Below are 25304 nucleotides of genomic sequence, written 5' to 3' on the forward strand. Positions count from 1 at the left end.
TCCTGTCATGCCGGGGGGTGCACCTGGCGGGTAAACGCCAGGACTTCGGGATGATCGACGGGTATCAGTTGCGGGTGGCTCCATTGGCTCACCTCCCCGACACCCAGGACCAACAACCCACCCGGTGCAAGCCGCTGGACCAGCTGGTTGAGCAGGTCTCGACGCAGCCAGCGGCGGAAATAAATCAGCAAGTTCTGACAAAAAATGACGTTGAGCCCGTGCAAGGGCGCCTGGCCCAGCTCCAGCACGTTAAGCCGGGCGAAGCACAGCCGTTCGGCCAACCAGGCGGCGACCTCGAAGCAGCCGTCCTCACGGGCACGAAAGTAGCGTTCCCGCCGTTCGGGCGACACCCCGGCCAACCGCTGCGGGCCATAGGTGCCCTGCCGCGCCTGGCGCAAGGCTTCGCTGCTGATGTCCGTGCCGGTCAGGGCGAAGGTCATGGGGTGCCCTTGCCGGGAAAGCACGTCGGCGGTGCTGATGGCCATCGAAAACGCTTCCTCTCCACTGGCACAACCCAGACTCCACAGCGTTAGGCTGTTGCCCTTGGCGGCCTGGACGAATTCACTCACGAAGGCTTCCAGCAGGGCGAACGACGGCGGATGGCGGAAGAAGCGGGTGGCCTGGATGGTCAGGCGGTCGAGCAGCCGGACCCATTCGACCCGTCCGCTGATGCCCGCGCCGACGACCCGGTAATAGTCGTCGTAGGCGGCGATCCCCAGCTCGCGCATGCGCGCCGCCAACTGGACCTGCAGAAAGCTGCGCTGACGCTCGTCCAGCACCATCCCGGCCCGGGTTTCGAGCAACTGTCGCCAGCGCTCGAAGTCCGCATCCGGCAGCGCGGGAGCACGGCACAACGCCCAACTCGACTCCCCCACCGCGTTTCCCCCTCGCCACGCCACTGTGTGGCTGCTGCGTTCAGCCCAGCGGCTGCTCGTTCGGCAGATTGAAGCCCGATACCGAACGCCGCATCTCGCTGGCCAGCTTGGCCAGTTCGCCGATGCTGCGCGCGGTGGCGGTGGTCCCGGCGGAGGTCTGCGAGGTGATCTCCTGAATCACGTTCATGGTGCTGGAGATGTGGCTGGCGGACGACGACTGCTGCCGTGCGGCGTTGGAAATGTTCTGGATCAGCCCGGCCAGGCTCTGGGACACCTTTTCGATCTCCTCCAGGGCCACCCCGGCGTCCTGGGCCAGGGCGGCGCCGCGGACCACTTCCGAGGTGGTCTGCTCCATGGAAATCACCGCCTCGTTGGTGTCGGTCTGGATCGCCTTGACCAGCGCCTCGATCTGCTTGGTGGCGCCGGAGGAGCGCTCGGCGAGGCGCTGGACCTCGTCGGCGACCACGGCGAAACCGCGACCGGCGTCGCCGGCCATGGAGGCCTGGATGGCGGCGTTCAGGGCCAGGATGTTGGTCTGGTCGGCGATGTCGTTGATCAGGCCGACGATATCGCCGATCTCCTGGGACGATTCACCCAGGCGCTTGATCCGCTTGGCGGTGTCCTGGATCTGCTCGCGAATGCTGTCCATGCCGATGATGGTGTTGTGCACCACCTGGTTGCCCTTGTTGGCGATGGCCACGGAGCGCTCCGCCACCGCGGTGGATTCGGAGGCGTTGGTGGATACCTGGTCGATGGACACGGCCATCTCGTTGATCGCCGCGGACGCCCCGGCGATCTCCTGGGCCTGGTGCTCCGAGGCCTCGGCCAGCACGGTCGCGGTGTCCTGGGATTCCTGGGCGGCGGCGGCCACCTGCAAGGCGGTCTGGTTGATGGTCTCCACCAGTTCGCGCAGCTGGTCGATGGAGTAGTTGATGGAGTCGGCGATGGCGCCGGTGAAGTCCTCGGTCACCGTGGCCTGCACGGTAAGGTCACCGTCGGCCAGGTCGGCGATCTCGTCCAGCAGCCGCAGGATGGCGGTCTGGTTGCGCTGGTTCTTTTCGTCGGTCTCGGCCAGGCGCCGGCGGGTGTCGCGCACCAGGATGTAGCCGATGCAGAGAATGGCGCCGAGGGCGATGAACACCAGCAGATAGCTGCCCACGGTGTTAATCTTGCGACTCTGGGCCAGGGCGGCGTAACCAGCGCTGAGCTCCGAGGCGGACCCGAGCAGCGCCTGGGAGCCGCTGTAGATCTGGCCTACGGCGGAGCGGATCTGCAGCAGTTCGGGCGAGGTGGCGAGGATCTCGTCGACGTTGCCGGAGACGAACTCGAACAGCTTGTTGGCCTCGTTCAGGCGGCCGACCGCTTCCGGATCGGTGATCTTGGCGATGCCCATGGAGGCATTGCCTTCGCGCATGGCCTTGAGCACCCGGCCGAACAGGCTGGCGTCGCGGCCGAAGCTGTCGGCGGCCTGCACCGCGGCTTCGTCGCCGGTGAGGATCTTGTTGATGGCGCTGAGGATCCGCTCGGCGAGCAGGGCCTGGCGCTGGGCCACCACCACCTGGCTGGCGGGCGCGCCGCGCTCGATCAGGATGTCGACGATTTCCTCGTTCTCGACCTGCAGCTGGGGAATGGTATCGGCCAGGGCGCCGGCCAGCTGGTGCAGCGACAGCACGGTCTGCTCGCTACCCAGCATGGTGTCGACCTGCTTGCGCAGGTTGGCCCACTGCCCCTGCACGGTGTCCAGGCGCGCGGCGAGGATCGCTGGCGAGGCCGGCAGGCCGGTCTGGGGATCGCCATTGCGCAGGATGTTCCAGCGGCGCTCGAACTCGGCGCGGGCCACGCGCAGGTCCTTGAAGGCCTCGGCCTTGCCGGTAGCGGCCTCACTGGCGCTCTTGGCGAGCTGCTGCGACAGGATGCGCAGCTCGGTGGCCTGCCCCTGGTACTGGTTGTCGTAGTTGGTCTGGGTGCCCAGGTACGCGAAGTTGGCGAACAGCAGCACGATCGCGACGATCAGCACCACGAACATGCCCGCGACCCACGCGTTGAGTTTCCCGGTATTGAGTTTGTTCATCAGCGGCCCCCGCCTGGACCTTGGATCCTTCAGTTCTATCCTTGTCGGCCGACCCGCCGGTTCGCTTGAAACCGGCATTCGTCGCCCTACCCCCACCCGTCGGCGATAGCTCCTGCCATCCCGACCCCGCGCCGGCACGCGGCGCCCTGGCGTCTAGCGACTCAGGCCGCGACGTCCATGAATTCGGGATGCTCGACCAAGGCGCGCGGGCTGCAGACCAGCCACGGCACGTCGCGTTGGAAGACGCCCTCCAGAAAGAAGTGCAGGCCCGCGGGCACGCTGTCGGCGTGCTCGCGATAGGCCTCGATGTCGAAATGTTGCATGCCCAGGACTTCGTCAACCGCCAATCCGACGAAGAGGTCGCCATGGTCGACGATCAGGATGCGGCGCTGTTTGCGCAGCGCCTGGATCTTCACGCCGAGGAACTGCCCGAGGTCGGCGATCGGCAGCAGCCGGCCGCGTACGTTGGCCACGCCCTTGAGCCAGGGCTTGACGCCGGGCAAGGCGGTGAAGCGCGGCTCCGGCAGGATCTCGCTGACCTCGCCCATGGGAATCACGAAGCGCAATTCACCGAGGCGAAAGCCGATGCCGCTCCAGGTCCGCTGGTTTTCCTGCTGCGCCGGCAGACCGGCCGCCCGTTCCCGGCAGCGCAGGTCGATCAGCCGCAAGAGTTCGTAGGGCGTAGTGGCGTCGCTCATAGGATTCCCTGCCCATCGGGGCGCTGCCGCGAGAAACGGACGTGAGCCCCTAGCCTTGCAGGACACCCGCCAGGGTGCGCAGCAGGGTGTCCTCGTCGATGGGCTTGGTCAGGTAGTCCTTGGCGCCCTGGCGCTTGCCCCAGACCTTGTCGGTCTCCTGGTCCTTGGTGGTGACGATGACGACCGGAATGTGGCTGGTCTCGGCATCCTTGGTCAGCTGCCGGGTGGCCTGGAAGCCGTTGAGGCCGGGCATGACGATGTCCATCAGGACCGCATCCGGCTTCTCCTGGCGGGCCAGGGCCACGCCGTCGGCACCGTTCTCGGCCTTGAGCACCTGATGCCCATGCTTTTCCAGCATGGCGGTGAGCTTGTACATCTCGGTGGGAGAGTCGTCGACGATCAGAATTCGAGCCATGAAAATTTCCTACTAGATTGAATCGCCCGCCTCAGGACACTCAGGACGCTTGTTCGAGCGGAGTGAAACTGGGGACGTGGGTCTTGATCGCACCGATCAGCTCTTCTTTGCTGAAGGGTTTGGTGAGGTACTGGTCCGAGCCGACGATGCGGCCCTTGGCCTTGTCGAAGAGCCCGTCACGGGAGGAGAGCATGATGACGGGCGTCGCGCGGAACGCGCTGTTGTTCTTGATCAGCGCACAGGTCTGATAGCCATCCAGTCGCGGCATCATGATGTCCACGAAGATGATGTGGGGATGACTATCGGCGATCTTGGCGAGCGCATCGAATCCATCGATGGCGGTAATGACCTCGCAGCCAACTTTCTTGAGCAGGGTCTCCGCGGTGCGACGAATCGTCTTCGAATCGTCGATCACCATGACCTTCAGCCCTTCCGAATACTGTTCCATGTTCAAGCTACCAGCTCATCGTCGAGGAAACGTGAATGATGTCGATCCGGGCACTTTGGCGGCGCCTCTTTGTAGCACACAATACCGTGACGTACCACGCAGATCCCCTGACGACAGACCACCGGCCCGCCCGCCACGACGACCGCGCAAGCATTGGCACTCAAGGGGATGCAAGGGCTATCCTGATGCCTTGCCCACGTACAACCGAGGTCTAGCGTCAATGAGTATCCGCCTGGGGATCGTCATGGATCCCATCGAACGCATCTCCTATAAGAAGGATAGCTCCATGGCCATGCTGTGGGCGGCCAAGGCCCGCGGCTGGAGCCTGCACTACTTCGAGATGCAGGACCTGTACCAGGTCGATGGCGAAGCCCGCGGCCGCGGTCGTCAGTTGGACGTCTTCCAGGATCCGGAACGCTGGTTCGCCTTCGGCGAGGACGTCGACCTGCCCCTGCGCGAGCTGGACGTGATCCTGATGCGCAAGGACCCGCCCTTCGACAACGAATTCGTCTATGCCACCTACCTGCTGGAGCAGGCCGAGCGTGGCGGCACCCTGGTGGTGAACCGGCCCGCCAGCCTACGCGACTGCAACGAGAAGTTCTTCGCCACCCTGTTCCCCGAGCTGGCCCCACCGACGCTGGTGAGCCGCCGCGCCGACATCATCCGTGAATTCGCCCGCACCCACGGCGACGTCATCCTCAAGCCACTGGACGGCATGGGCGGCAGCTCGGTGTTCCGCCACCGCGAAGGCGACCCCAACCTCTCGGTAATCCTGGAGACCCTGACCGCCCATGGCACCCAGCAGATCATCGCCCAGCGCTACCTGCCGGGCATCAAGGACGGCGACAAGCGCATCCTGATGATCGACGGCGAGCCGGTGGACTACTGCCTGGCGCGCATCCCGGCCCAGGGCGAGACCCGCGGCAACCTGGCCGCTGGGGGTCGTGGCGTGGCCCAGCCCCTGTCGGCGCGCGACCGCGAGATCGCCGCCACGGTGGGCCCGGAGCTGCGCAAGCGCGGCCTGCTGTTCGTCGGCCTGGACGTGATCGGCGAGCACCTCACCGAGATCAACGTCACCAGCCCGACCTGCATCCGCGAGATCGACGCGGCCTACGACACCCGTATCGCCGAGCGCCTCATGGACGTCATCGCGCAGCAACGCGCGGGCTGAGGCGAGCGTCCATGCCGCCCGCGGCGGCATGGACAAGCGCGGACACAATCCGCAGACTGGCGCCAGCCCTGCCGCGCGCCCTCTGCCCTTGCCGACCCAGTCAATGCCCAGCACCGCATCCTCCCCCGCCGTCCAGGTGCGTCCCGCCGACCGCCTGGGCTTCACGCTGCTCATCGCGACCCTGCTGCACGTCGTGCTGATCCTCGGCGTCGGCTTCGCGCTGCCCGAGCCCAGCCAGATCAGCCGCACCCTGGAGGTGACGCTGGCCAGCTTCAAGAGCGACGAGGCGCCCAAGCAGGCGGATTTCCTCGCCCAGGAAAACCAGCAGGGCAGCGGCACCCTGGACAAGGCGGCGGCGCCGAGCACGCCGGTACAGGCGCCCTTCCACGACAGCGAGATCCGCGAGGCGGCACCGCCCGCGCGGACCCCGGCGGCGGATCGCGCCCAGGCGCCCAAGGCGGCGGTCACCACCCGCGCCGCGCGCCCGACCAAGGCCGAGCCCAGCCGCGAGACGCCCGAACGGGAGCAGCGCGACGCCCCGAGCCCCGAGGCCGACAGCCAGGCCGCCGAACTCGCCAGCCTCGAAGCCCAGCTCGCCGAAGAGCGCCAGCAGTACGCCAAGCGCCCGAAGATCTGGCGGATCAACGCCGCCTCGACGCAGAAGGACAAGGGCGCCCGCTACAAGGAAGAATGGCGGCGCAAGATCGAGCGGATCGGCAACCTCAACTACCCGGAGCAGGCCAAGCGCGATCGGCTCTATGGCAGCCTGCGGCTGCTGGTGGCCATCAACAAGGACGGCTCGCTCTACGAGGTGCAGGTGCTGGAATCCTCGGGACGCCAGGTGCTCGACCAGGCCGCCCTGCGCATCGTCCGGCTGGCGGCGCCCTTTGCGCCCTTCAGTGGCGACCTCGCCGACATCGACCGGCTGGAGATCATCCGTACCTGGCGCTTCGAACGCGGTGACCGCCTGTCCAGTCAATAGCCGCGCACGTCGTTGTACTTGAAGCCGGACCGCGCAACCGGGAAACTTGCCGGTCATGAAGCCGACCTCCAGCACCACCCTACAGCACCAACTCCTGATCGCCATGCCGCAGATGGACGATCCCAATTTCGCCGAAACGGTGATCTACCTCGTCGACCACGGTCCGGACGGCGCCATGGGCCTGGTGATCAACCGACCCAACGGCCTGCACCTGGACGATCTGCTCGAACAGCTGCGCCCCGACGTGCCGCCCACGCCGCAGGACCACCAGCTCGCCCTCTACTCCGGCGGCCCGGTGCAGAACGACCGCGGTTTCGTGCTGCACGAGTCCGGCCCGACCTTCCAGAACACCCTGGAACTCGAGGAACTGAGCCTGACCACCTCGCCGGACGTGCTGTTCGCCCTCTCCGACGGCAGCGGCCCCGCCCGGCACCTGATCACCCTGGGCTACAGCGGCTGGGGCCCCGGCCAGCTGGAAGAGGAGCTGGCCGCCAATCTCTGGCTCACCACCCCGGCCACCACCACCCTGCTGTTCGAGACGCCAAGCGAACAGCGCCTCGGCGCCGCCGCCGCCCTGCTGGGCATCGACCTGCGCCTGCTCTCGCGCCAGGCGGGCCACGCATGAGTGCGCCCGCGGGCCTCTACCTGGGTTTCGACTACGGTACCCGGCAGATCGGCGTGGCCGTGGGCCAGGCCGTCACCGGCCAGGCCCGGGAGCTGCTCACGCTCAAGGCGCAGAACGGCGTGCCGGACTGGCAGCAGATCCAGCGCCTGCTGGACGAGTGGCGCCCCAGTGCCCTGGTGGTCGGCCTGCCGCTGAACATGGACGGCACCCCCAGCGAGATGAGCGAGCGCGCCGAGCGCTTCGCCCGGCGCCTGCACGGCCGATACGGCCTGCCCGTGCACACCCATGACGAGCGCCTAACCACCTATGCCGCCAAGGGCGAGCGCCTGCAGGGCGGTCAGCGCGACGGTTATCGTGAACGCCCGGTGGACGCCCTCGCCGCCGCCCTCCTGCTGGAAGGCTGGCTGACCCAACAACTGGAACGGGCCGCGCGCCCGCAATCGGAGTAGCCATGCACCTGCCCACCCCCGCCGAGCTCCTGCCGCGGCTGGCCGCGGACCTGCGCCTGTCGCTGGATCGTCGCGGCATCACCGATCCCAGCTTCATCGGCATCCATACCGGCGGCCTGTGGGTCGCCGAGGCGCTCCTGGCCGAACTCGGGCTGGATACCCCGCTGGGTAGCCTGGACGTGTCCTTCTACCGCGATGACTTCACCCAGAAGGGCCTGCACCCCCTGGTACGCCCCTCGGCCCTGCCCTTCGAGATCGACGGCCGGCACCTGGTGCTGGTGGACGATGTGCTGATGAGCGGCCGCACCGTGCGCGCGGCGCTCAACGAACTCTTCGACTACGGCCGTCCCGCCAGTGTGACCCTGGTCTGCCTGCTGGACGTCAATGCCCGCGAATTGCCGATCCAGCCCGACGTGGTGGGTGCCACCCTGAGCCTCGCCCCCACCCAGCGCGTCAAGTTGACCGGCCCCGCTCCGCTCGCCCTCGAATACCGCGACGTCCCCGCCGCCTGACCTGGATTCGCTGCCATGACCGACGCTACGCGCTCGCTGCAACTCAACGCCCAGGGCCAATTGCGCCATTTCCTGTCACTCGATGACCTCCCCGCCGAACTCCTCACCGAACTGCTCGATACCGCCGACTCCTTCCTCGAGGTCGGGGCCCGGGCGGTGAAGAAGGTACCGCTGCTGCGCGGCAAGACGGTGTGCAACGTCTTCTTCGAGAACTCCACCCGTACCCGTACCACCTTCGAGCTGGCCGCCAAGCGGCTGTCGGCGGACGTCATCACCCTCAACGTCTCCACCTCCTCCACCAGCAAGGGCGAGACGCTGTTCGACACCCTGCGCAACCTGGAGGCCATGGCCGCCGACATGTTCGTGGTGCGCCACGCCGATTCCGGCGCCGCCCACTTCATCGCCGAGCACGTCTGCCCCGACGTCGCCATCATCAACGGTGGCGACGGTCGCCATGCCCACCCCACCCAGGGCATGCTCGACATGCTGACCATCCGCCGGCACAAGGGCGACTTCGCCAACCTGTCGGTGGCCATCGTCGGCGACATCCTGCACTCGCGGGTCGCCCGCTCCGACATGCTGGCGCTGCGCACCCTGGGCTGCCGCGACATCCGCGTGATCGCCCCGCGCACCCTGCTGCCGGTCGGCCTCGAAGAGCTCTATGGCGTCCGTGCCTACACCGACCTGGCCGAGGGCCTGGACGGCGTGGACGTGGTGATCATGCTGCGCCTGCAGCGCGAGCGCATGCAGGGGGGCCTGCTGCCCAGCGAGGGCGAGTACTACCGGCTGTTCGGCCTGACCCGCCAGCGCCTGGCGCGGGCCAAGCCCGATGCCATCGTCATGCATCCCGGGCCGATCAACCGCGGCGTGGAGATCGAATCCGCGGTCGCCGACGGTGAACAGTCGGTCATCCTGAACCAGGTCACCTACGGCATCGCGGTCCGCATGGCGGTGCTGTCGATGGCCATGAGCGGGCAGACCGCCCAGCGTCAGCTACAGGAGAATGTGCAGTGAGCCTGAGCATCCGCAATGCCCGGGTAGTCGACCCGGCCTCCGGCCTCGACCAGGTCAGCGACGTCCATATCGATGAAGGCCGCATCCTGGCCATCGGCGAAGCGCCCCAGGGCTTCCAGGCCGCCGAGCAGCTGGACGCCAGCGGCCTGATCCTCGCTCCCGGCCTGGTCGACCTGGATGTCGCCCTGTGCGAACCGGGCCTGACCCGCAAGGGCAACGTCGACAGCGAGACCCGCGCCGCCGCCGCCGGGGGTGTCACCAGCCTGTGCTGCCCGCCGACCACCCGCCCGGTGCTGGACACCACGGCGGTGGCCGAACTCATCCTCGACCGCGCCCGTACCGCCGATCACGCCCGCGTCCATCCCATCGGCGCCCTGACCAAGGGGCTGGCCGGCGAGCAGCTGTCCGAACTGATGGCGCTGCGTGACGCCGGTTGCGTCGCCTTCACCAATGGCCTGCAGCCGTTCGAGAACCTGCGGGTGCAGCGGCGAGCGCTGGAATACGCGGCCACCTTCGACCTGACCGTGGTCTTCACCGCCCTGGACGCCGACCTCGCCGAAGGCGGTCTCGCCCACGAGGGCCCCACCGCCAGCTTCCTCGGCCTCACCGGCATCCCGGAGACCGCCGAGACCATCGCCCTGTCCCGCGACCTGCTGCTGGTGGAGCAGAGCGGCGTGCGGGCTCACTTCGGTCAGCTGACCAGCGCCCGCGCCGTGGAGATGATCGCCGCCGCCCAGGCCCGGGGCCTGCCGGTGACCGCCGACGTGGCGCTCTACCAGCTGCTGCTCACCGACGAGGCGCTGCAGGGCTTTTCCAGCCTCTATCACGTCAAGCCGCCGCTGCGCACCGCCCGCGATCGCGACGCCCTGCGCGCCGGGGTCCGTGACGGGGTGATCAGCGCCATCTCCAGCCATCACCAGCCGCAGGAGGCGGATGCCAAGCTGGCGCCCTTCGCCGCCACCGAGCCGGGCATCAGCAGTGTCGAACTGCTGCTGCCGCTGGCCCTGACCCTGGTGGCGGACGGCCTGCTGGACCTGCCCACCTTGCTGGCACGCCTGACCAGTGGCCCGGCCCAGGCCTTGCGCCTCGACGCGGGCCGCCTGGCCAAGGGCCGGGCGGCGGACCTGGTGCTGTTCGCCCAGGCCGCCACGGCCCAGGCGGACACTCCCTGGCTCTCGCGCGGACGCAATTGCCCCTTCCTGGGCCTCACCCTGCCGGGGCGCGTCGAACGCACCCTGGTGGGTGGGCGCGCGACCTACCGCCGCCAGGCCTGAATGCAAGAAGGGGCTCCACGGAGCCCCTTCTTGCTATCCCAGCGGCCGCGACTCAGCGCACCAGCCGCCGGCGGTTCTCTTCGGAGATCTGCGAGTTGAGCGTCCAGAAATCGTAGAGCACGCCCAGCAGGAAGAAACCCGCCGTAAAGAAATAGAGGATGGCGGTGATCCACTTGCCCAGGTAGAGGCGATGGACGCCGAAGACGCCGAGGAAGGTCAGCAGGATCCAGCCCAGGCTGTAGTTGAGCGAGCCGGACTGGAAGCGCAGGTCGGCCTCGCGATCCATGGCCGGGATCAGGAAGAGGTCGATCAGCCAGCCAATGCCCAGCAGGCCGAGGGTGCAGAACCAGAGGGTACCGGTGACCGGCTTGCCATAGTAGAAGCGATGGGCGCCGAGGAAACCGAAGATCCACAGCAGATAGCCCATGACCTTGCTGTGGGTGTCCTGATACTGCATGCCTGAGACCTCGTCGGGAATGGAAAAAGACGCCTTACCTACACCCTTACCTTCACCGTGAGTTTATGTCGAAAACTGGATGAATGCCCAGGGAGTCTCACTGGTTGGCGCTTTAGGGACCTCACTTTCCTCTAAAAATTACATAATTTCTTGATGAGAGGTGCACAAAATATCCACAGGGTTGGTATAGAATCCCTCGCTTCGATCTTCAGACACCCCTACGACAATGCGTCTATTTCTTCTGACATGGCTCTCCGCCTGTCTTGTACTGCCAGCGGCAGTGCAAGCGAAAGAGAACTCTGCAGCGCGCACTGCCGCTCCGGTCCACAAGGTCGCAGCCCGGCATGTCACCGCCGCCTCAGCTCCCAAGACCGCCGCCCGGCACGCAGCCGCCGCTCCCGCGCCCAAGGTCGCCGCTCGCCACGTGGCCAGCGTCGACCATGCCCAGGCAGCCTCTGCGGCCCGTGCCAAGCGCGCCGCCCGGGCGACCAGCGCCCTGCACCGCAAGCAGGCCACCGCCCAGGCTGCCACCCGCAACGTGGGTGCCCAGGTCGCGACCCGCGCCATGGACCTGGTTGGCACCCCCTATCGCTTCGGTGGTACCAATCCGCAGAACGGCCTGGATTGCAGCGGCCTGGTGAACTACGTCTATCGCGACGTGCACAACGTCAAGCTGCCGCGTACTTCCCGGGAACTGGCCCAGCTCAAGGGACCCAAGGTCGCCCGTGGCGATCTCAAGGCCGGCGACCTGGTGTTCTTCAAGACCGGTCAGCGCAGCGGCATCGATCACGTCGCCATCTACCTGGGCAACGATAGATTCGTCCATGCCCCGCGCAGTGGCGAGAGCGTCCGCGTCGATCACCTGAGCAAGCCCTACTGGACCAAGAGGTTCGCCTCGGCCAAGCGCGTGCTGCAACAGCCCACCACCCTGGCGGCGGAAACCGAGCCCGTCGCGGACAAGCCGCGTACCAAGCGTACCCGCAAGTCCTGATCCCTCCCCCTCGCTCCGCCGGGCCCTACCGCCCGGCGGAGTGTCGCTCCACTCGGCGCCGCCCGGCGCAAAGCCATTGAACGACGCTCCGCTTCCCGGATACTGTATGCAATCACAGTCCAGGAGGTCTCGATGGAGCTCGCCGACAAGCTGATCATTCTCGCCGATGCCGCCAAGTACGACGTGTCCTGCGCCAGCAGCGGCGCGCCCAAGCGCAGCTCGAAGGGCAAGGACGGCCTGGGCTCGACCGATGGCATGGGCATCTGCCACAGCTTCACCCCCGATGGGCGCTGCGTGGCGCTGTTAAAGGTGCTGCTGACCAACTTCTGCCAGTACGACTGCCAGTACTGCGTCAATCGCCGCAGCAGCAACGTGCCGCGGGCGCGCTTCACGCCCGAGGAAGTGGTGCAGCTGACCCTCGACTTCTACCGGCGCAACGTCATCAGCGGGCTGTTTCTCAGCTCCGGCATCATCCGCTCCTCCAACTACACCATGGAGCAGATGACCCGGGTGGCCCAGCTGCTGCGCGAACAGCACCAGTTCCGCGGCTACATCCACCTCAAGACCATTCCCGACGCCGACCCCGAGATCATCGCCCAGGCCGGTCTCTATGCCGATCGCCTGTCGGTGAACATCGAGCTGCCCACCGAGAGCAGCCTGGTCAAGCTGGCGCCGGAAAAGAACGGCAGCAGCATCCGCAAGACCATGGGCAACATCCGTCTCGGCCTGGAGGAAGCCGAGGCCGAAGCCAAGGCGCCGCGCTTCGCGCCGGCGGGCCAGAGCACCCAGATGATCGTCGGTGCCGATGCCACCAACGACCGTACCATCCTCGATACCGCCCAGACGCTCTATGGCGCCTACCGCCTCAAGCGCGTCTACTACTCGGCCTTCAGCCCCATCCCGGAAAGCCCGGGTACCGTGCCGCTGCAGCCGCCACCGCTGCTGCGCGAGCACCGGCTGTACCAGGCCGACTTCCTCATGCGTGGCTATGGCTTCCAGGCGGAGGAGCTGCCCACCGAAGACGGCCAGTTGCCGCTGGACGTGGATCCCAAGCTGGCCTGGGCGCTGCACAATCGCGCCATCTTCCCGCTGGATCTCAATCGCGCCGACCAGGCGCTGATCGCCCGGGTCCCCGGCATCGGCGTGCTCTCGGCCAAGCGCCTGGTGGAGCTGCGGCGCGAGCGGCGCATCCGCTACGCCGACCTGATCCGCCTGAAATGCAGCGTGGAGAAGGCGCGGCCCTTCATCATCACCCAGGACTACCGCCCGCAGCCGCGTCTGGCGGAATCCCTCGACCTGCGCCGGCAGCTCGCCGAACCACCCGCCCAGCTCGCCCTGCTCTAGATGCAGAGAGTCGATTTCGACGGCACCTTCGCCGGCTGGCGCAAGGAGGCGCGCCGCCTGCTCCAGGCGGGCATCGCCCCGGCGCAGGTGAGCTGGCAGGAGAGTCGCGGCCTGGGCGATCTGTTCGATGAGCCGGCCGAGGCCGTGGCGACCCCACCCAGCGGCGCCGTGCGTATCCCGCCGCAACTGGCCGAAGCCCTGACCTACGCCGCCTGCTTTCGCAGCGATGACCGCTGGGCCCTGCTCTACCAGGTACTCTGGAGGGTCGCCCGCGGCGAGCGCGCGGCCATGCTGGCGGGTGACGAAGACGGCAGCGAACTGCAGCGCCGGGTCAAGGCGATCCGCCGCGAGATCCACCACGTGCATGCCTTCCTCAGGTTTCGCCCGCGCGCGGAAAGCGCCGGCCCGCCGGCCTGGGTGGCCTGGCACCAGCCGGCCCACGATGTGCTGGCCCTGGCAGCGCCGCACTTCTGCGACCGCATGGGCAACAGCAGCTGGCTGATCGCCACGCCGGAAGCCGCCGCCCTCTGGGATGGCCAGGCACTGCAGTTGGTGCAGCCCTGCCCCACCGATCTGCAGCAGCTGGCCCGCCAGACGCCGGAAGACGACGACCGCAACGCTGGCGACGAACTCTGGCGCGCCTATTACCGCAGCACCTTCAATCCGGCGCGGGCCAATCCGCGGACCCTGAGGGGCAACATGCCGGCGCGCTTCTGGAAGGACCTGCCGGAAGGCCCGCTGATCCCGGCGCTGCTCAGCGAGGCGCGCGCCGGTGCCCAGCGCCTGGCCCAGGCCGAAGCCGTGGGCCGCCAGGCCGGGCGCGAGGTGCTGATCGCCGCCGAACGCGCCCAGCCGGAGCGACCGCTGCCGACGACCCTCGACGAGTGCCGCCGCTGCGAGCTCTGGGAAAAGGCCACCCAGCCGGTGGCTGGCGAAGGCCCGCGCACGGCGCGCATCCTGCTGCTCGGCGAGCAGCCCGGCGATCAGGAAGACCTGGCGGGTCGGCCCTTCGTCGGTCCGGCCGGGCAGGTGCTGATGGCAGCCCTGGCCGAAGCCGGCCTGACGCGCGACGAGGTGTTCCTGACCAACGCGGTCAAGCACTTCAAGTGGATTCCCCAGGGCATGAGGCGCAAGCACGTCACCCCGGGACCGGAGATCGCGCCCTGCCGCTACTGGCTGGAGCAGGAACTGCGTGACATCCAGCCGACGGTGGTGGTCGCGCTCGGCGCGACCGCCCTGGAAGCCCTGCTCAGGCGCAAGCCGCGCGGCCTGGCACAGTTCATGGGCCGGCCGCTACGGCTGGACGACCGCTGGATCATCGCCACCTACCACCCCTCCTACATCCTGCGCACCCCGGAGGCCCGGCAGCAGGAGCAGGCGCGCCAGGCCCTGGTCGCCGCCCTGCGCGAAGCCAGGGCCCTGGCCGGCGACAGCGCGAGCGACGGCTAGCGAAAGCGCTTGGGCGCGTCATCGCCCATGTCCACCGAGAGATTCTGGGTGATCTGATTGAGGTGATCAGCATCCGTCTCCGACCCCAGCTTGATCATCAGCCGCAGGTCGTTGGCGGAGTCGGCATGGGCCAGCGCCGCTTCGTAGCTAATCTCGCCCTCGCGATAGAGGCCATAGAGCGACTGGTCGAAGGTCTGCATGCCCAACTCGCTGGACTTCTTCATCAGCGCCTTGAGCTCGTGGACCTCGCCCTTGCGGATCAGGTCGGCGGCCAGCGGGGTGTTGAGCAGCACCTCGATCACCGCGCGCCGGCCCTGGCCATCGGTGGTCGGCACCAGTTGCTGGGCGACGATGCCCTTGAGGTTCAGCGACAGGTCCATCCAGATCTGGCTGTGCCGATCCGCCGGGAAGAAGTGGATGATGCGGTCCAGCGCCTGGTTGGCATTGTTGGCGTGCAGGGTGGCCAGGCACAGGTGGCCGGTCTCGGCGAAGGCCAGGGCGTGCTCCATGGTGTCGCGGCTGCGGATCTCGCCGATCATGATGACGTCCGGCGCCTGACGCAGGGTGTTCTTCAGCGCCACCTCGAAGGACTCGGTGTCGATGCCCACCTCGCGCTGGGTGACGATGCACCCCTGGTGCTGGTGGATGTACTCGATGGGGTCCTCGATGGAGATGATGTGGCCGGCCGAATTCTTGTTGCGATGGCCGATCATGGCCGCCAGCGAGGTCGACTTGCCGGTGCCGGTGGCGCCGACGAAGATCACCAGGCCGCGCTTGGTCATGGCCAGCTTCTTGATGATCTCCGGCAGGCGCAGCTGGTCGACCGTGGGAATGTTCACCTCGATGCGCCGCAGCACCATGCCCACCAGGTTGCGCTGGTAGAAGGCGCTGACCCGGAAGCGGCCGATGCCGCGGGCGCTGATGGCGAAGTTGCATTCGCGCTTCTGCTGGAATTCCTGCCGCTGCTCCTCGTTCATCACGCCCAGCACGATGGCCCGGCATTGATCGGGGGACAGCGAGTCCTTGGTGACGGGCGTCATGCGGCCGTTGATCTTCATCGAAGGGGGCACGCCGGTGGTGATGAAGAGGTCGGACGCCCCCTTGTCCACCATCAGCTGCAGGAACCTGTCGAAATCCATCAGAAATTCTCCGGCGTCTTGGCCTTCTCGCGGGCCGCGTCGCGGCTGATCAGACCCTTGGCCAGCAAGGCCTTAAGGCACATGTCCAGGGTCTGCATACCCAGGCCGCCGCCGGTCTGGATCGAGGAATACATCTGCGCCACCTTGTCCTCGCGGATCAGGTTACGGATGGCCGGGGTACCGATCATGATCTCGTGGGCCGCCACCCGGCCGCCGCCGACCTTCTTCAGCAGGGTCTGGGACACCACTGCCTGCAGGGACTCGGACAGCATGGAACGCACCATGGACTTCTCTTCCGCCGGGAAGACGTCCACCACCCGATCGATGGTCTTGGCCGCCGAGGTGGTGTGCAAGGTGCCGAACACCAGGTGCCCGGTCTCGGCTGCGGTCAGCGCCAGGCGGATGGTCTCCAGGTCGCGCAGCTCGCCCACCAGGATGATGTCCGGGTCTTCGCGCAGCGCCGAGCGCAGGGCCTCGGAAAAACCCAAGGTGTCGCGGTGCACCTCGCGCTGGTTGACCAGGCACTTCTTGGATTCATGGACGAATTCGATGGGATCCTCGATGGTGAGGATGTGGTGATACTTGGTGTTGTTGAGGTAGTCGAGCATGGCCGCCAGGGTGGTGGATTTACCCGAGCCGGTCGGCCCGGTCACCAGCACCAGGCCACGCGGCACGTCGGTGATCTTGCGGAACACCTCGCCCATGCCCAGTTCCTCCATGCTCAGCACCTTGGAGGGAATGGTGCGGAACACTGCGCCGGCGCCGCGATTCTGGTTGAAGGCGTTGACCCGGAAGCGCGCCACGCCCGGCACCTCGAAGGAGAAGTCGGTCTCCAGGAATTCCTCGAAGTCCTTGCGCTGCTTGTCGTTCATGATGTCGTAGATCAGCGCGTGCACCTGCTTGTGCTCGAAGGCCGGCAGGTTGATGCGGCGCACGTCGCCGTCGACGCGGATCATCGGCGGCAGGCCGGCGGAGAGGTGCAGGTCGGAGGCGCCTTGCCGCGCGGAAAAGGCCAGCAATTCGGTGATATCCATGGGACTCCCAGATGTCGAGCAAGCAGGTAGAATGCCGCGCAGCACTGGCGGTCTGACCTGGTCACCGCCACTCATTCATCCGGTACGCCAAGGCCTGCCGGATGCGCCGACGCAAGCAGGGGCTGAATGTCCACGATAGCCGAGAATAGCGCAACCGTACTCGAACGCATCGCCGCCGCCAGCCGGACGGCAGGCCGCGATCCCGCGACTGTCGGCCTCCTGGCGGTGAGCAAGACCAAGCCCGCCGCCGCCCTGCGCGAGGCCGCCGTCGCCGGCCTGCGCGACTTCGGCGAGAACTATCTGCAGGAGGCACTGGACAAGCAGCAGGCGCTGGCCGACCTGCCGTTGGTGTGGCATTTCATCGGCCCCATCCAGTCCAACAAGACCCGCGCCATCGCCAGCCATTTCGACTGGGTGCACTCGGTGGATCGACTGAAGATCGCCCAGCGCCTGGCCGAGCAGCGCCCCGCCGAGCGGGGGCCGCTGAACATCTGCCTGCAGGTCAACGTCAGCGGCGAGGCCAGTAAGTCCGGCTGCCATCCCGACGAACTGCCGGCACTGGCCGCTGCGGTGAGCCGGTTGCCCAACCTGCGCCTGCGTGGCCTGATGGCCATCCCAGAGCCGACCGACGACCCGGCAGAGCAGCGCGCTGCCTTCGCCCGCTTGCGGACCTTGAGCGAGGCGCTGAACCTGGGCCTGGACACCCTGTCCATGGGCATGAGCCAGGACCTGGAAGCCGCCATCGCCGAGGGCGCCACCTGGGTCCGCATCGGTACCGCCCTCTTCGGCGCCCGCGACTATGGCGCCGCCTCTTCAATCTAGGAAGTCTCGATGAACGACACCCGCATCGCCTTCATCGGCGCCGGCAACATGGCCGGTGCCATCATCGGCGGGCTGCTCGCCCAGGGCGTGCCGGCCCACCGCCTCAGCGCCAGCAATCGCAATCCGGCCAAGCGCGAGGCGCTGGCCCGGGACCTCGGCATCCGCGTCGAGGCCAGCAACGCCGCCGTCCTCGCCGACGCCGACGTGGTGGTGCTGGGCGTGAAGCCCCAGGTGATGGGCGAGGTCTGCCAGGAGCTGGCGCCGCACCTGCGCCCGGAGCAACTGATCGTCTCGGTGGCCGCCGGCATCACCTGTGCCAGCCTGACACGCTGGCTGGGCGCGCGGCCGCTGGTGCGCTGCATGCCCAACGTGCCCTCGCAGCTGCGCCTTGGCGCCTGCGGCCTGTTCGCCAATGACCAGGTCAGCCCGGAGCAGCGCGCCCGCGCCCAGGAAATCCTCGCCGCGGTCGGCCTGGCCCTCTGGGTCGAGGAAGAACAGCAGCTGGACGCGGTCACCGCCGTCTCCGGCAGCGGCCCGGCCTACTTCTTCCTGCTGATGGAAGCCATGACCCAGGCCGGCACCAAGCTCGGCCTGCCGCAGGCGGTCGCCGAGCAGCTGACCCTGCACACCGCCCGCGGCGCCGCCGCCATGGCCTGCCAGGGCGACCGCAGCCCCGAACAATTGCGTCGTTCGGTGATGTCCCCCAAGGGCACCACCGAGCGCGCCATCGAAACCTTCCAAGCCGGGGCCTTCGGGGACCTAGTGGAAGAAGCCCTCACCGCCGCGGCCGACCGGGCTGCGGAACTGGCCCAGTTGCCGGATCGATAAGGAGTATCCATGTCCGCCCTCGCGCAAGCCCTCGTCTACGTCATCCAGACCCTCGGCAGTCTCTACCTGCTGATCATCCTGCTGCGCTTCATCCTGCAGCTGGTCCGCGCCGACTTCTACAATCCGCTGTCGCAATTCACCGTGCGCGCCACCCAGCCGCTGCTCAAGCCGGTACGGCGCATCATTCCCGGCTTCGGCGGCGTCGATCTGGCGGCTCTGGTACTGGCCGTCCTGGTCCAGCTGGCGCTGATGATGGTGGTGGTGGTCCTGCTCGGCGCCAGCATCGCCGGCCTGTTCCCCGCGCTGCTGATCTGGGCCCTGCTGGGCGTGGCCTCGCTGTTCCTCAAGGTGTTCTTCTTCGCCCTGATCGTCAGCGTCATCCTCTCCTGGGTCGCGCCCCAGACCCACAACCCCGCCGCCGAATTGGTCAACCAGATCTGCGAGCCGCTGCTGGCACCCTTCCGCCGCATCCTGCCGAACCTGGGTGGCCTGGACCTGTCGCCGATCTTCGCCTTCATCGTGATCAATCTGCTGGATCGCTTCGTCATCGGCCAGCTGGCCGCCGCCACCGGCATGCCGCAGATCCTCGCGCCCTTCCTCTGACGCACCACTCGCGCCTCCGCCACGACCGCCCGCCGCGTCGTGGCGGAGGCGGCATTGACGTCCTCCGGACGCTGGGGCACCGTCCTGCCTTTGCTGTCCAGGTCAAGGAAGTCCCCTATGGAACGCCTGTTCCGCCACGTCGATGCCTATGCCGCGTGGAAAGCCGAACTCGATACCCAACTGGGCCGCTACCGTGACTGGTTGCAGCGTAATCGTCTCGCCTCCCCGGCCCTGGACGCCGCCCTGGCCAGCTGCCAGAGCGAATTGCAGGCCGATGGCATCACCCTGGCCTTCGCCGGCGAGTTCTCCCGCGGCAAGACCGAGCTGATCAACGCCCTCTTCTTCGCCGACTACGGCCAGCGCATGCTGCCGTCCCAGGCCGGGCGCACCACCATGTGCCCCACCGAGATCTTCTTCGACGCCGCGGCCGACGGCCCCTATCTGCAGCTGCTGCCCATCGACAGCCGCCTGGACGAACGCAGCCTGGGCGCCTGGCGCAAGGCCCCCGACGCCTGGCAGCGCTTCGCCCTGGACGACCGCCACCCGGACGCCATGGCCGCCCTGCTGGCCAAGGTCACCGAGACCCGCGAGGTGGAAACCGCTGCCGCCGTTGAGCTGGGTTTCGACCCCGAGCAACTGGAACAGCTCGACAGCGCTGGCCTGGTCAGCATCCCGGCCTGGCGCCATGCGCTGATCAGCATCGATCATCCGCTGCTGCGCCAGGGCCTGCGCATCCTCGACACCCCCGGTCTCAACGCCCTCGGCGCCGAACCCGAACTGACCCTGTCGCTGCTGCCCCACGCCCAGGCCGTGCTCTTTCTCATCGGTGCCGACACCGGCGTGACCGCCTCGGACCTCGCGCTCTGGGAGCAATGCGTAAAGCCGTCCCTGGGCGACGCCCCGGAGCGGCTGTTCGCGGTGATGAACAAGATCGACAGCCTCTGGGACGACCTCGGCGGCGTCGCCCATGTCGCCCAGTCGCTGGAAAACGTCCGCCAGGCTAGCGCCCGGCAACTGGCGCTGCCAGCCGAGCACATCCTGCCGCTGTCGGCCAAGCAGGCGCTCCTGGGCAAGGTGCGCGGGGATCTGGAACTGCTCGCGCGCAGCCAGCTCGACAGCCTCGAACAACTGCTCGCCGAGCGCATCGTCGGTGCCCGCGAGCGCCTGCTGCAGCAGCGCATCGTGCAGCAGGCCAGTGGTCTGTTGGGTGCCAGCCGCACCCTCATCGAGCAGCGCCTGGAAGCCATTCGCGCCCAGTACGCGCAACTGGCCGACGAGGAGCTGCCCGGTGCCGGCCTGGAATTGCAGACCGCTCGCACGCGCCAGGAATACGACCTCTACCACCGCCGCCTGCTGGACCTGCGCACCACCCAGAACATGCTGGCCGGGCAGCGTAAGCTGCTGACCGACCTGGTCGCCCCGGAGCGCCTGGACGCCCACCTGGAAACGGCGCGCCGCGAATTCCGCACCAGCCTGACCACCGTCGGCATCAACCAGTCCATCGCCCGTTTCTTCCGCATGGTCGAGCATGACCTGCTGGCCCTGGACAACGAAGCCGACCGGGCCAACAAGGTGCTCGGCGCGGTCTACCAGCGGCACAATGCCGAGAATCCCCTGCACCCGCTGGAAGCACCGCGACTGCGCATTCGCCCCTATGTGCGCGAGTTGCGCCAGCTGCAACTCAAGACCGAGGAGGTGCAGCGCCAGGTCAAGACTCTGCTCACCGAGCAGAGCGCCCTGGCCCGGCGTTTCTTCGCCACCGTGGCCCAGGAGGTCCAGGCGCTGCAGGAAGGTGCCCATGCCCAGGTGCTGCGCTGGAACGACGGCGCCCTGACCCCGCTGGTCCAGCACACCCGCGAGCAGAAGCAGCTGCTGGAAACCAGCATGCTGGCGCTCAAGCAACTCACCCAGCAGAACCTCAACAGCCAGGAGCAGGTGCGCCGGCTGCAGGTGCACGAGGACGTCCTGCATCGGCAACTCACCGAGGTCAGCGACATGCTCAAGCAGATCAGCCGCCCGGCCCCCTCCCAGCGCCACGACAACGTGGTACCCCTGCCCTTGGCGCGGGTCGGCTGAGCCACCCGCCACCCCGGGGCCGCCGCGCCGCGGCTGCCCTTGCCGCTCCCGGCGGTGCTCTTTAGACTGGCGAGCCCCGCCCCGGACGAGCCGTCAATGCCCAGCGTCATTCCCGAAGATTCCGTCGGCCTGGTCACCCCCGAGCTGCTGCATTTCAGCGAGCCCCTGGCCCTGGCCTGTGGCCGTACCCTGCCGGCCTACGACCTCATGGTCGAGACCTATGGCGAACTCAACGCCAGTCGCAGCAACGCCGTGCTGATCTGCCACGCGCTCTCCGGCCATCATCACGCGGCCGGCTACCACAGCCTCGACGACCGCAAGCCCGGCTGGTGGGACAGCTGCATCGGCCCCGGCAAGCCGATAGATACCACCAAGTTCTTCGTCGTCGCCCTCAACAACCTGGGCGGCTGCAATGGCTCCACCGGCCCCAGCAGTCCCAATCCCGCGACCGGCCGCCCCTATGGCGCGGATTTCCCGGTGCTGACCGTGGAAGACTGGGTGCACAGCCAGGCCCGGCTGGCCGATCGCCTCGGCATCACGCAGTGGGCGGCGGTGATCGGCGGCAGCCTGGGCGGCATGCAGGCGCTGCAGTGGACCATCAGCTATCCCGAGCGCATCCGTCACTGCCTGGCCATCGCCTCGGCGCCCAAGCTGTCGGCGGAGAACATCGCCTTCAACGAGGTGGCGCGCCAGGCCATCCTCTCGGACCCGGATTTCCACGCCGGCCACTTCCAGGAAAAGGGGGTGATCCCCAAGCGTGGCCTGATGCTGGCGCGCATGGTCGGCCACATCACCTACCTCTCGGACGAGGCCATGGGCGAGAAATTCGGCCGCGAACTCAAGACCGACCAGCTCAACTACGACTTCCACAGCGTCGAATTCCAGGTGGAGAGCTACCTGCGCTACCAGGGCGAGGAATTCTCCGGCCGCTTCGACGCCAACACCTACCTGCTGATGACCAAGGCGCTGGACTACTTCGATCCGGCCCACGCCCACGGCGGCGACCTGGCCAAGACCCTGGCCGGGGTGCAGGCGCGCTTCCTGATCGTCTCCTTCACCACCGACTGGCGCTTCTCACCGGCGCGCTCCAAGGAGATCGTCAACGCCCTGATGGCCGCGCGCAAGGACGTCAGCTACCTGGAGGTCGATGCGCCCCAGGGCCATGACGCCTTCCTCATCCCCATCCCGCGCTACCTGCAGGCCTTCTCCCACTACATGACCCGTATCGAGGTATAGCTGCCGTGCGCGCCGATCTGGACATCATTCAGGAATGGATCCCCGCGGGCAGCCGGGTGCTCGACCTCGGTTGCGGCACCGGCGAGTTGCTCGCCTGGCTGCGCGACCACAAGCAGGTCACCGGCTACGGCCTGGAGATCGACCCGGACAAGATCGCCGAGTGCCTGCTCAAGGACGTCAACGTCATCGAGCAGGACCTCGACGGCGGCCTGGCCAACTTCGCCAGCGACAGCTTCGACGTGGTGGTCATGACCCAGTCGCTGCAGGCCCTGCAGTATCCCGACCGCATCCTTCAGGAGATGCTCAGGGTCGGCCGCCAGTGCATCATCACCTTCCCCAATTTCGGTCACTGGCGCTGCCGGCTGTACCTGGGCGGCAAGGGGCGGATGCCGGTCTCGGACTTCCTGCCCTACACCTGGTACAACACGCCGAACATCCACTTCTGCACCTTCGAGGACTTCGAGCGCCTCTGCCGCGAGCAGCGCGCCCAGGTGCTGGATCGCCTCGCCGTGGACCGGCTGCACCGCCACGGCTGGGCCAGCAAGCTGTGGCCCAACCTGCTCGGCGAGATCGGCATCTACCGGGTCAGCGCCCCGCGCCTGCAGGAGCATCACGTCGCGATATGACGTAAGGCATGGGTGGCGCGGCCAGCCGCGGCCCGGCTTCGCGTACAATACGCCGCCATCCTCCAAGAGACGCGGTGTCCTCATGTCCGACCTTACCGAACTGGTCCTCGCCAGCCACAACGCCGGCAAGCTCAAGGAACTCCAGGCCATGCTCGGCGGCCAGGTGCGGATACGCTCGGTAGGCGAGTTCAGCCAGGTGGAACCCGAGGAAACCGGCCTGTCCTTCGTCGAGAACGCCATCCTCAAGGCGCGCAATGCCGCGCGCCTGTCTGGTCTGCCGGCGCTGGCCGACGACTCCGGCCTGGCGGTGGACGCCCTCGGCGGCGCCCCCGGCATCTATTCCGCACGCTACGCCGACGGCCAGGGCGATGCGGCCAACAACGCCAAGCTGCTCGACGCCCTGCGCGACGTCCCCGACGCCGAACGCACCGCCCAGTTCGTCTGCGTGCTGGCGCTGGTGCGCCACGCCGACGATCCGCTGCCGATCCTTTGCGAAGGCCTCTGGCCGGGGCGTATCCTACATGTCGCCCAGGGCGAGCATGGCTTCGGCTACGATCCGCTGTTCCAGCCCGATGGCGAGGCGGTCTCCGCGGCCGAACTGGCGCCGGCGGAAAAGAACCAGCGCAGCCATCGCGCCCGCGCCATGGTCCTGCTCAAGCAACGGCTCGGCCTGTGACCCACGCCTTCGCCCTGCCGCCGCTGGCGCTCTATATCCATATCCCCTGGTGCGTGCGCAAGTGTCCCTATTGCGACTTCAACTCCCACGCCGCCGGCCCGAACCTGCCGGAAGCGGAGTATGTCGACGCCTTGCTGGCCGATCTCGATAACGACCTGGTCCACGTCCATGGTCGGCCGCTGACCTCGATCTTCTTGGGTGGCGGCACCCCCAGCCTGTTCTCGGCCGCGGCCCTGGGTCGGCTGCTGGAAGGCGTGGCCAAGCGCCTGGACTTCGCGCCCGACATCGAGATCACCCTGGAAGCCAATCCGGGCACCTTCGAGCAGGCCAAGTTCGTCGCCTATCGCGGGCTCGGCATCAATCGGCTGTCCATCGGTATCCAGAGCTTCCAGGACGAGAAACTCAAGGCCCTAGGGCGCATCCATGGGAGCGACGAAGCCATCCGCGCCGCCGACCGGGCGCGCGCCGCCGGCTTCGACAACTTCAACCTGGACCTCATGCACGGCCTGCCCGAGCAGAGCCTGGCCGATGCCCTGGGTGATCTGGAGCAGGCCATCGCCCTGGCGCCGACGCACCTGTCCTGGTACCAGCTGACCATGGAGCCCAATACGGTGTTCTGGAGCCAGCCGCCGGAACTGCCCGAGGACGAGGTGCTCTGGGACATCCAGGAAGCCGGCCAGGCCCGCCTGGCCGCCGCTGGTTATCAGCAGTACGAGACCTCCGCCTACGCCCAGCCCGGGCGCCAGGCGCGGCACAATCTCAACTACTGGAGCTTCGGCGACTTCCTCGGCATCGGCGCCGGTGCCCACGCCAAGCTCAGCGCGCCGGACGGCCGCTTGTTGCGCAGCTGGAAGACCCGCCTGCCCAAGGATTACCTCGACCCGGCCAAGGCCTTCCAGGCCGGCGAGAAATGGCTGGAAGCGGCCGACCTGCCCTTCGAGTTCATGATGAACGCCCTGCGCCTGGTGGACGGGGTACCGACCACCTGGTATCCGCAGCGGACCGGTCAATCGCTGGACGAATTGGCGCCCGCCCTGGCCGCGGCGCGGCGCGACGGCCTGCTGGCGGACGACCCGAAACGCCTGCGACCCACCGCCCGCGGCCAGCTGTTCCTGAACGACCTGTTGCAATCCTTTCTGCCTGACTGACGAGGAGCTCTGCCTTGGACTTCGTGCTCAACCATATCGCCGACCTCTCCCGCTGGAGCCGCAGCCATCTCGACGAAGTGGCGCTGGCGGTCACCGCGACCCTGCTGGTGCTGTTCGGCAGCCAGGTCAACGCCTTCATCCAGGCACGGCTGGGCAGTCTGCCCACCGCCGTCCGGGTACCGGCCTTCGCCCTGGCGTGCCTGGCGATCTACGGCGCCGCCATGACCTTCCTCACGCCCTGGGTGGTGAAGGGCCTGGCGCAGTTCAACAACTATGCCCTGGCGCCGGTGTTGCTGATCGGCGTCTGCCTGCTGGGTGTCCTGGCCGAACGCCGCGGCTGA

General features: G+C 67.6%; 27 protein-coding genes. 19 read left to right on the forward strand and 8 right to left on the reverse strand.

The window, feature by feature from the left end; all coding sequences use genetic code 11:
• Positions 1–5: 5 nt before the first annotated feature.
• The 5 genes from ACYJP6_RS16190 to pilG all read right to left on the reverse strand — a co-directional run bounded on the left by ACYJP6_RS16190 (position 6) and on the right by pilG (position 4507).
• The gene (locus ACYJP6_RS16190) at positions 6–854 is read right to left on the reverse strand and encodes a CheR family methyltransferase (protein WP_459476045.1); all 849 of its coding nucleotides are present in this window, start codon (positions 852–854) and stop codon (positions 6–8) included.
• 61 nt (positions 855–915) lie between these two features.
• Positions 916–2946, reverse strand: coding sequence for a methyl-accepting chemotaxis protein (locus tag ACYJP6_RS16195; RefSeq protein ID WP_459476046.1), 2031 nt, complete (start codon positions 2944–2946; stop codon positions 916–918).
• A gap of 161 nt (positions 2947–3107) precedes the next feature.
• Entirely contained in the window at positions 3108–3644 is a 537-nt protein-coding gene (locus tag ACYJP6_RS16200; RefSeq protein ID WP_459476047.1) for a chemotaxis protein CheW, read from the reverse strand.
• A gap of 49 nt (positions 3645–3693) precedes the next feature.
• Complete coding sequence (gene pilH / locus ACYJP6_RS16205; RefSeq protein ID WP_007161680.1) at positions 3694–4059, reverse strand: twitching motility response regulator PilH; 366 nt, start codon at positions 4057–4059, stop codon at positions 3694–3696.
• A gap of 40 nt (positions 4060–4099) precedes the next feature.
• Positions 4100–4507 carry a twitching motility response regulator PilG gene (gene pilG / locus ACYJP6_RS16210; protein WP_007161679.1) on the reverse strand — a complete coding sequence of 136 codons (408 nt, stop codon included), beginning with the start codon at positions 4505–4507 and terminating at the stop codon, positions 4100–4102.
• 220 nt (positions 4508–4727) lie between these two features.
• On the opposite strand from pilG, the gene gshB reads away from it, so the two are divergent.
• From gshB to ACYJP6_RS16245, 7 genes are all read left to right on the forward strand, one after another.
• Complete coding sequence (gshB, locus tag ACYJP6_RS16215; RefSeq protein WP_459476048.1) at positions 4728–5678, forward strand: glutathione synthase; 951 nt, start codon at positions 4728–4730, stop codon at positions 5676–5678.
• A 103-nt stretch (positions 5679–5781) separates the two neighbouring features.
• Positions 5782–6660 (forward strand): energy transducer TonB, encoded by an 879-nt coding sequence (locus tag ACYJP6_RS16220; RefSeq protein ID WP_459476049.1) that lies wholly within the window; start codon positions 5782–5784, stop codon positions 6658–6660.
• Positions 6661–6715: 55 nt separating this feature from the next.
• Complete coding sequence (locus ACYJP6_RS16225) at positions 6716–7285, forward strand: YqgE/AlgH family protein (protein WP_459476050.1); 570 nt, start codon at positions 6716–6718, stop codon at positions 7283–7285.
• Positions 7282–7734 (forward strand): Holliday junction resolvase RuvX, encoded by a 453-nt coding sequence (ruvX, locus tag ACYJP6_RS16230; protein WP_145007647.1) that lies wholly within the window; start codon positions 7282–7284, stop codon positions 7732–7734. The genes ACYJP6_RS16225 and ruvX overlap by 4 nt, the downstream gene beginning before the upstream one ends.
• Positions 7735–7736: 2 nt before the next feature.
• On the forward strand, positions 7737–8246 hold the full coding sequence (gene pyrR, locus ACYJP6_RS16235) for a bifunctional pyr operon transcriptional regulator/uracil phosphoribosyltransferase PyrR (protein WP_459476051.1): 510 nt from the start codon (positions 7737–7739) through the stop codon (positions 8244–8246).
• Positions 8247–8261: 15 nt separating this feature from the next.
• Complete coding sequence (locus ACYJP6_RS16240) at positions 8262–9260, forward strand: aspartate carbamoyltransferase catalytic subunit (RefSeq protein WP_459476052.1); 999 nt, start codon at positions 8262–8264, stop codon at positions 9258–9260.
• The gene (locus ACYJP6_RS16245; protein WP_459476053.1) at positions 9257–10534 is read left to right on the forward strand and encodes a dihydroorotase; all 1278 of its coding nucleotides are present in this window, start codon (positions 9257–9259) and stop codon (positions 10532–10534) included. Before ACYJP6_RS16240 ends, ACYJP6_RS16245 begins: the two co-directional genes overlap by 4 nt.
• A 52-nt stretch (positions 10535–10586) precedes the next feature.
• Here the strand turns inward: ACYJP6_RS16245 and ACYJP6_RS16250 are convergent, their stop codons facing one another.
• Positions 10587–10991 carry an NINE protein gene (locus tag ACYJP6_RS16250; RefSeq protein ID WP_459476054.1) on the reverse strand — a complete coding sequence of 135 codons (405 nt, stop codon included), beginning with the start codon at positions 10989–10991 and terminating at the stop codon, positions 10587–10589.
• A 424-nt stretch (positions 10992–11415) separates the two neighbouring features.
• Between ACYJP6_RS16250 and ACYJP6_RS16255 the strand changes: the two genes are divergently transcribed.
• The 3 genes from ACYJP6_RS16255 to ACYJP6_RS16265 all read left to right on the forward strand — a co-directional run bounded on the left by ACYJP6_RS16255 (position 11416) and on the right by ACYJP6_RS16265 (position 14775).
• On the forward strand, positions 11416–11982 hold the full coding sequence (locus tag ACYJP6_RS16255) for a C40 family peptidase (RefSeq protein WP_459476055.1): 567 nt from the start codon (positions 11416–11418) through the stop codon (positions 11980–11982).
• Between the two features lie 132 nt (positions 11983–12114).
• A complete protein-coding gene (locus ACYJP6_RS16260; protein ID WP_459476056.1) occupies positions 12115–13326 on the forward strand; it encodes a putative DNA modification/repair radical SAM protein in 1212 nt (403 codons plus the stop codon).
• A complete protein-coding gene (locus tag ACYJP6_RS16265; protein WP_459476057.1) occupies positions 13327–14775 on the forward strand; it encodes a UdgX family uracil-DNA binding protein in 1449 nt (482 codons plus the stop codon).
• Here the strand turns inward: ACYJP6_RS16265 and ACYJP6_RS16270 are convergent.
• Together ACYJP6_RS16270 and ACYJP6_RS16275 are read right to left on the reverse strand one after the other, a co-directional pair.
• A complete protein-coding gene (locus ACYJP6_RS16270; RefSeq protein ID WP_459476058.1) occupies positions 14772–15914 on the reverse strand; it encodes a PilT/PilU family type 4a pilus ATPase in 1143 nt (380 codons plus the stop codon). The two genes, ACYJP6_RS16265 and ACYJP6_RS16270, sit on opposite strands and share 4 nt — an antisense overlap.
• On the reverse strand, positions 15914–16948 hold the full coding sequence (locus tag ACYJP6_RS16275; RefSeq protein ID WP_459476059.1) for a type IV pilus twitching motility protein PilT: 1035 nt from the start codon (positions 16946–16948) through the stop codon (positions 15914–15916). Before ACYJP6_RS16275 ends, ACYJP6_RS16270 begins: the two co-directional genes overlap by 1 nt.
• Before the next feature lie 126 nt (positions 16949–17074).
• Here ACYJP6_RS16275 and ACYJP6_RS16280 point away from each other — a divergent pair, with 126 nt between their 5' ends.
• The 9 genes from ACYJP6_RS16280 to ACYJP6_RS16320 all read left to right on the forward strand — a co-directional run bounded on the left by ACYJP6_RS16280 (position 17075) and on the right by ACYJP6_RS16320 (position 25304).
• A complete protein-coding gene (locus ACYJP6_RS16280; protein ID WP_459476060.1) occupies positions 17075–17770 on the forward strand; it encodes a YggS family pyridoxal phosphate-dependent enzyme in 696 nt (231 codons plus the stop codon).
• Between the two features lie 9 nt (positions 17771–17779).
• Positions 17780–18598 carry a pyrroline-5-carboxylate reductase gene (proC, locus tag ACYJP6_RS16285; protein ID WP_459476061.1) on the forward strand — a complete coding sequence of 273 codons (819 nt, stop codon included), beginning with the start codon at positions 17780–17782 and terminating at the stop codon, positions 18596–18598.
• Positions 18599–18607: 9 nt separating this feature from the next.
• The gene (locus tag ACYJP6_RS16290) at positions 18608–19201 is read left to right on the forward strand and encodes a YggT family protein (RefSeq protein WP_459476062.1); all 594 of its coding nucleotides are present in this window, start codon (positions 18608–18610) and stop codon (positions 19199–19201) included.
• Positions 19202–19318: 117 nt separating this feature from the next.
• Positions 19319–21277, forward strand: a complete 1959-nt coding sequence (locus tag ACYJP6_RS16295; RefSeq protein WP_459476063.1) for a dynamin family protein — start codon at positions 19319–19321, stop codon at positions 21275–21277.
• A 96-nt stretch (positions 21278–21373) separates the two neighbouring features.
• Entirely contained in the window at positions 21374–22513 is a 1140-nt protein-coding gene (gene metX / locus ACYJP6_RS16300; protein ID WP_459476064.1) for a homoserine O-succinyltransferase MetX, read from the forward strand.
• A 5-nt stretch (positions 22514–22518) separates the two neighbouring features.
• Positions 22519–23139 (forward strand): methionine biosynthesis protein MetW, encoded by a 621-nt coding sequence (metW, locus tag ACYJP6_RS16305; RefSeq protein WP_459476065.1) that lies wholly within the window; start codon positions 22519–22521, stop codon positions 23137–23139.
• Positions 23140–23221: 82 nt separating this feature from the next.
• Complete coding sequence (gene rdgB, locus ACYJP6_RS16310) at positions 23222–23815, forward strand: RdgB/HAM1 family non-canonical purine NTP pyrophosphatase (protein WP_459476066.1); 594 nt, start codon at positions 23222–23224, stop codon at positions 23813–23815.
• Positions 23812–24963, forward strand: coding sequence for a radical SAM family heme chaperone HemW (gene hemW, locus ACYJP6_RS16315; protein WP_459476067.1), 1152 nt, complete (start codon positions 23812–23814; stop codon positions 24961–24963). The genes rdgB and hemW overlap by 4 nt, the downstream gene beginning before the upstream one ends.
• 14 nt (positions 24964–24977) lie before the next feature.
• Positions 24978–25304 (forward strand): DUF3392 family protein, encoded by a 327-nt coding sequence (locus tag ACYJP6_RS16320; protein ID WP_145007624.1) that lies wholly within the window; start codon positions 24978–24980, stop codon positions 25302–25304.

It is taken from the genome of Pseudomonas sp. No.117, from assembly GCF_054558395.1.

What these genes read in the sequence shown, in the direction of transcription:
- ACYJP6_RS16195 (WP_459476046.1), bottom strand. Translation starts at nt 2,946, where the DNA reads ATGAACAAACTCAATACCGGGAAACTCAACGCGTGGGTCGCGGGCATG.
- ACYJP6_RS16200 (WP_459476047.1), bottom strand. Translation starts at nt 3,644, where the DNA reads ATGAGCGACGCCACTACGCCCTACGAACTCTTGCGGCTGATCGACCTG.
- pilH (WP_007161680.1), bottom strand. Translation starts at nt 4,059, where the DNA reads ATGGCTCGAATTCTGATCGTCGACGACTCTCCCACCGAGATGTACAAG.
- pilG (WP_007161679.1), bottom strand. Translation starts at nt 4,507, where the DNA reads ATGGAACAGTATTCGGAAGGGCTGAAGGTCATGGTGATCGACGATTCG.
- gshB (WP_459476048.1), top strand. Translation starts at nt 4,728, where the DNA reads ATGAGTATCCGCCTGGGGATCGTCATGGATCCCATCGAACGCATCTCC.
- ACYJP6_RS16220 (WP_459476049.1), top strand. Translation starts at nt 5,782, where the DNA reads ATGCCCAGCACCGCATCCTCCCCCGCCGTCCAGGTGCGTCCCGCCGAC.
- ACYJP6_RS16225 (WP_459476050.1), top strand. Translation starts at nt 6,716, where the DNA reads ATGAAGCCGACCTCCAGCACCACCCTACAGCACCAACTCCTGATCGCC.
- ruvX (WP_145007647.1), top strand. Translation starts at nt 7,282, where the DNA reads ATGAGTGCGCCCGCGGGCCTCTACCTGGGTTTCGACTACGGTACCCGG.
- pyrR (WP_459476051.1), top strand. Translation starts at nt 7,737, where the DNA reads ATGCACCTGCCCACCCCCGCCGAGCTCCTGCCGCGGCTGGCCGCGGAC.
- ACYJP6_RS16240 (WP_459476052.1), top strand. Translation starts at nt 8,262, where the DNA reads ATGACCGACGCTACGCGCTCGCTGCAACTCAACGCCCAGGGCCAATTG.
- ACYJP6_RS16250 (WP_459476054.1), bottom strand. Translation starts at nt 10,991, where the DNA reads ATGCAGTATCAGGACACCCACAGCAAGGTCATGGGCTATCTGCTGTGG.
- ACYJP6_RS16260 (WP_459476056.1), top strand. Translation starts at nt 12,115, where the DNA reads ATGGAGCTCGCCGACAAGCTGATCATTCTCGCCGATGCCGCCAAGTAC.
- ACYJP6_RS16265 (WP_459476057.1), top strand. Translation starts at nt 13,327, where the DNA reads ATGCAGAGAGTCGATTTCGACGGCACCTTCGCCGGCTGGCGCAAGGAG.
- ACYJP6_RS16270 (WP_459476058.1), bottom strand. Translation starts at nt 15,914, where the DNA reads ATGGATTTCGACAGGTTCCTGCAGCTGATGGTGGACAAGGGGGCGTCC.
- ACYJP6_RS16275 (WP_459476059.1), bottom strand. Translation starts at nt 16,948, where the DNA reads ATGGATATCACCGAATTGCTGGCCTTTTCCGCGCGGCAAGGCGCCTCC.
- ACYJP6_RS16280 (WP_459476060.1), top strand. Translation starts at nt 17,075, where the DNA reads ATGTCCACGATAGCCGAGAATAGCGCAACCGTACTCGAACGCATCGCC.
- proC (WP_459476061.1), top strand. Translation starts at nt 17,780, where the DNA reads ATGAACGACACCCGCATCGCCTTCATCGGCGCCGGCAACATGGCCGGT.
- ACYJP6_RS16290 (WP_459476062.1), top strand. Translation starts at nt 18,608, where the DNA reads ATGTCCGCCCTCGCGCAAGCCCTCGTCTACGTCATCCAGACCCTCGGC.
- ACYJP6_RS16295 (WP_459476063.1), top strand. Translation starts at nt 19,319, where the DNA reads ATGGAACGCCTGTTCCGCCACGTCGATGCCTATGCCGCGTGGAAAGCC.
- metX (WP_459476064.1), top strand. Translation starts at nt 21,374, where the DNA reads ATGCCCAGCGTCATTCCCGAAGATTCCGTCGGCCTGGTCACCCCCGAG.
- rdgB (WP_459476066.1), top strand. Translation starts at nt 23,222, where the DNA reads ATGTCCGACCTTACCGAACTGGTCCTCGCCAGCCACAACGCCGGCAAG.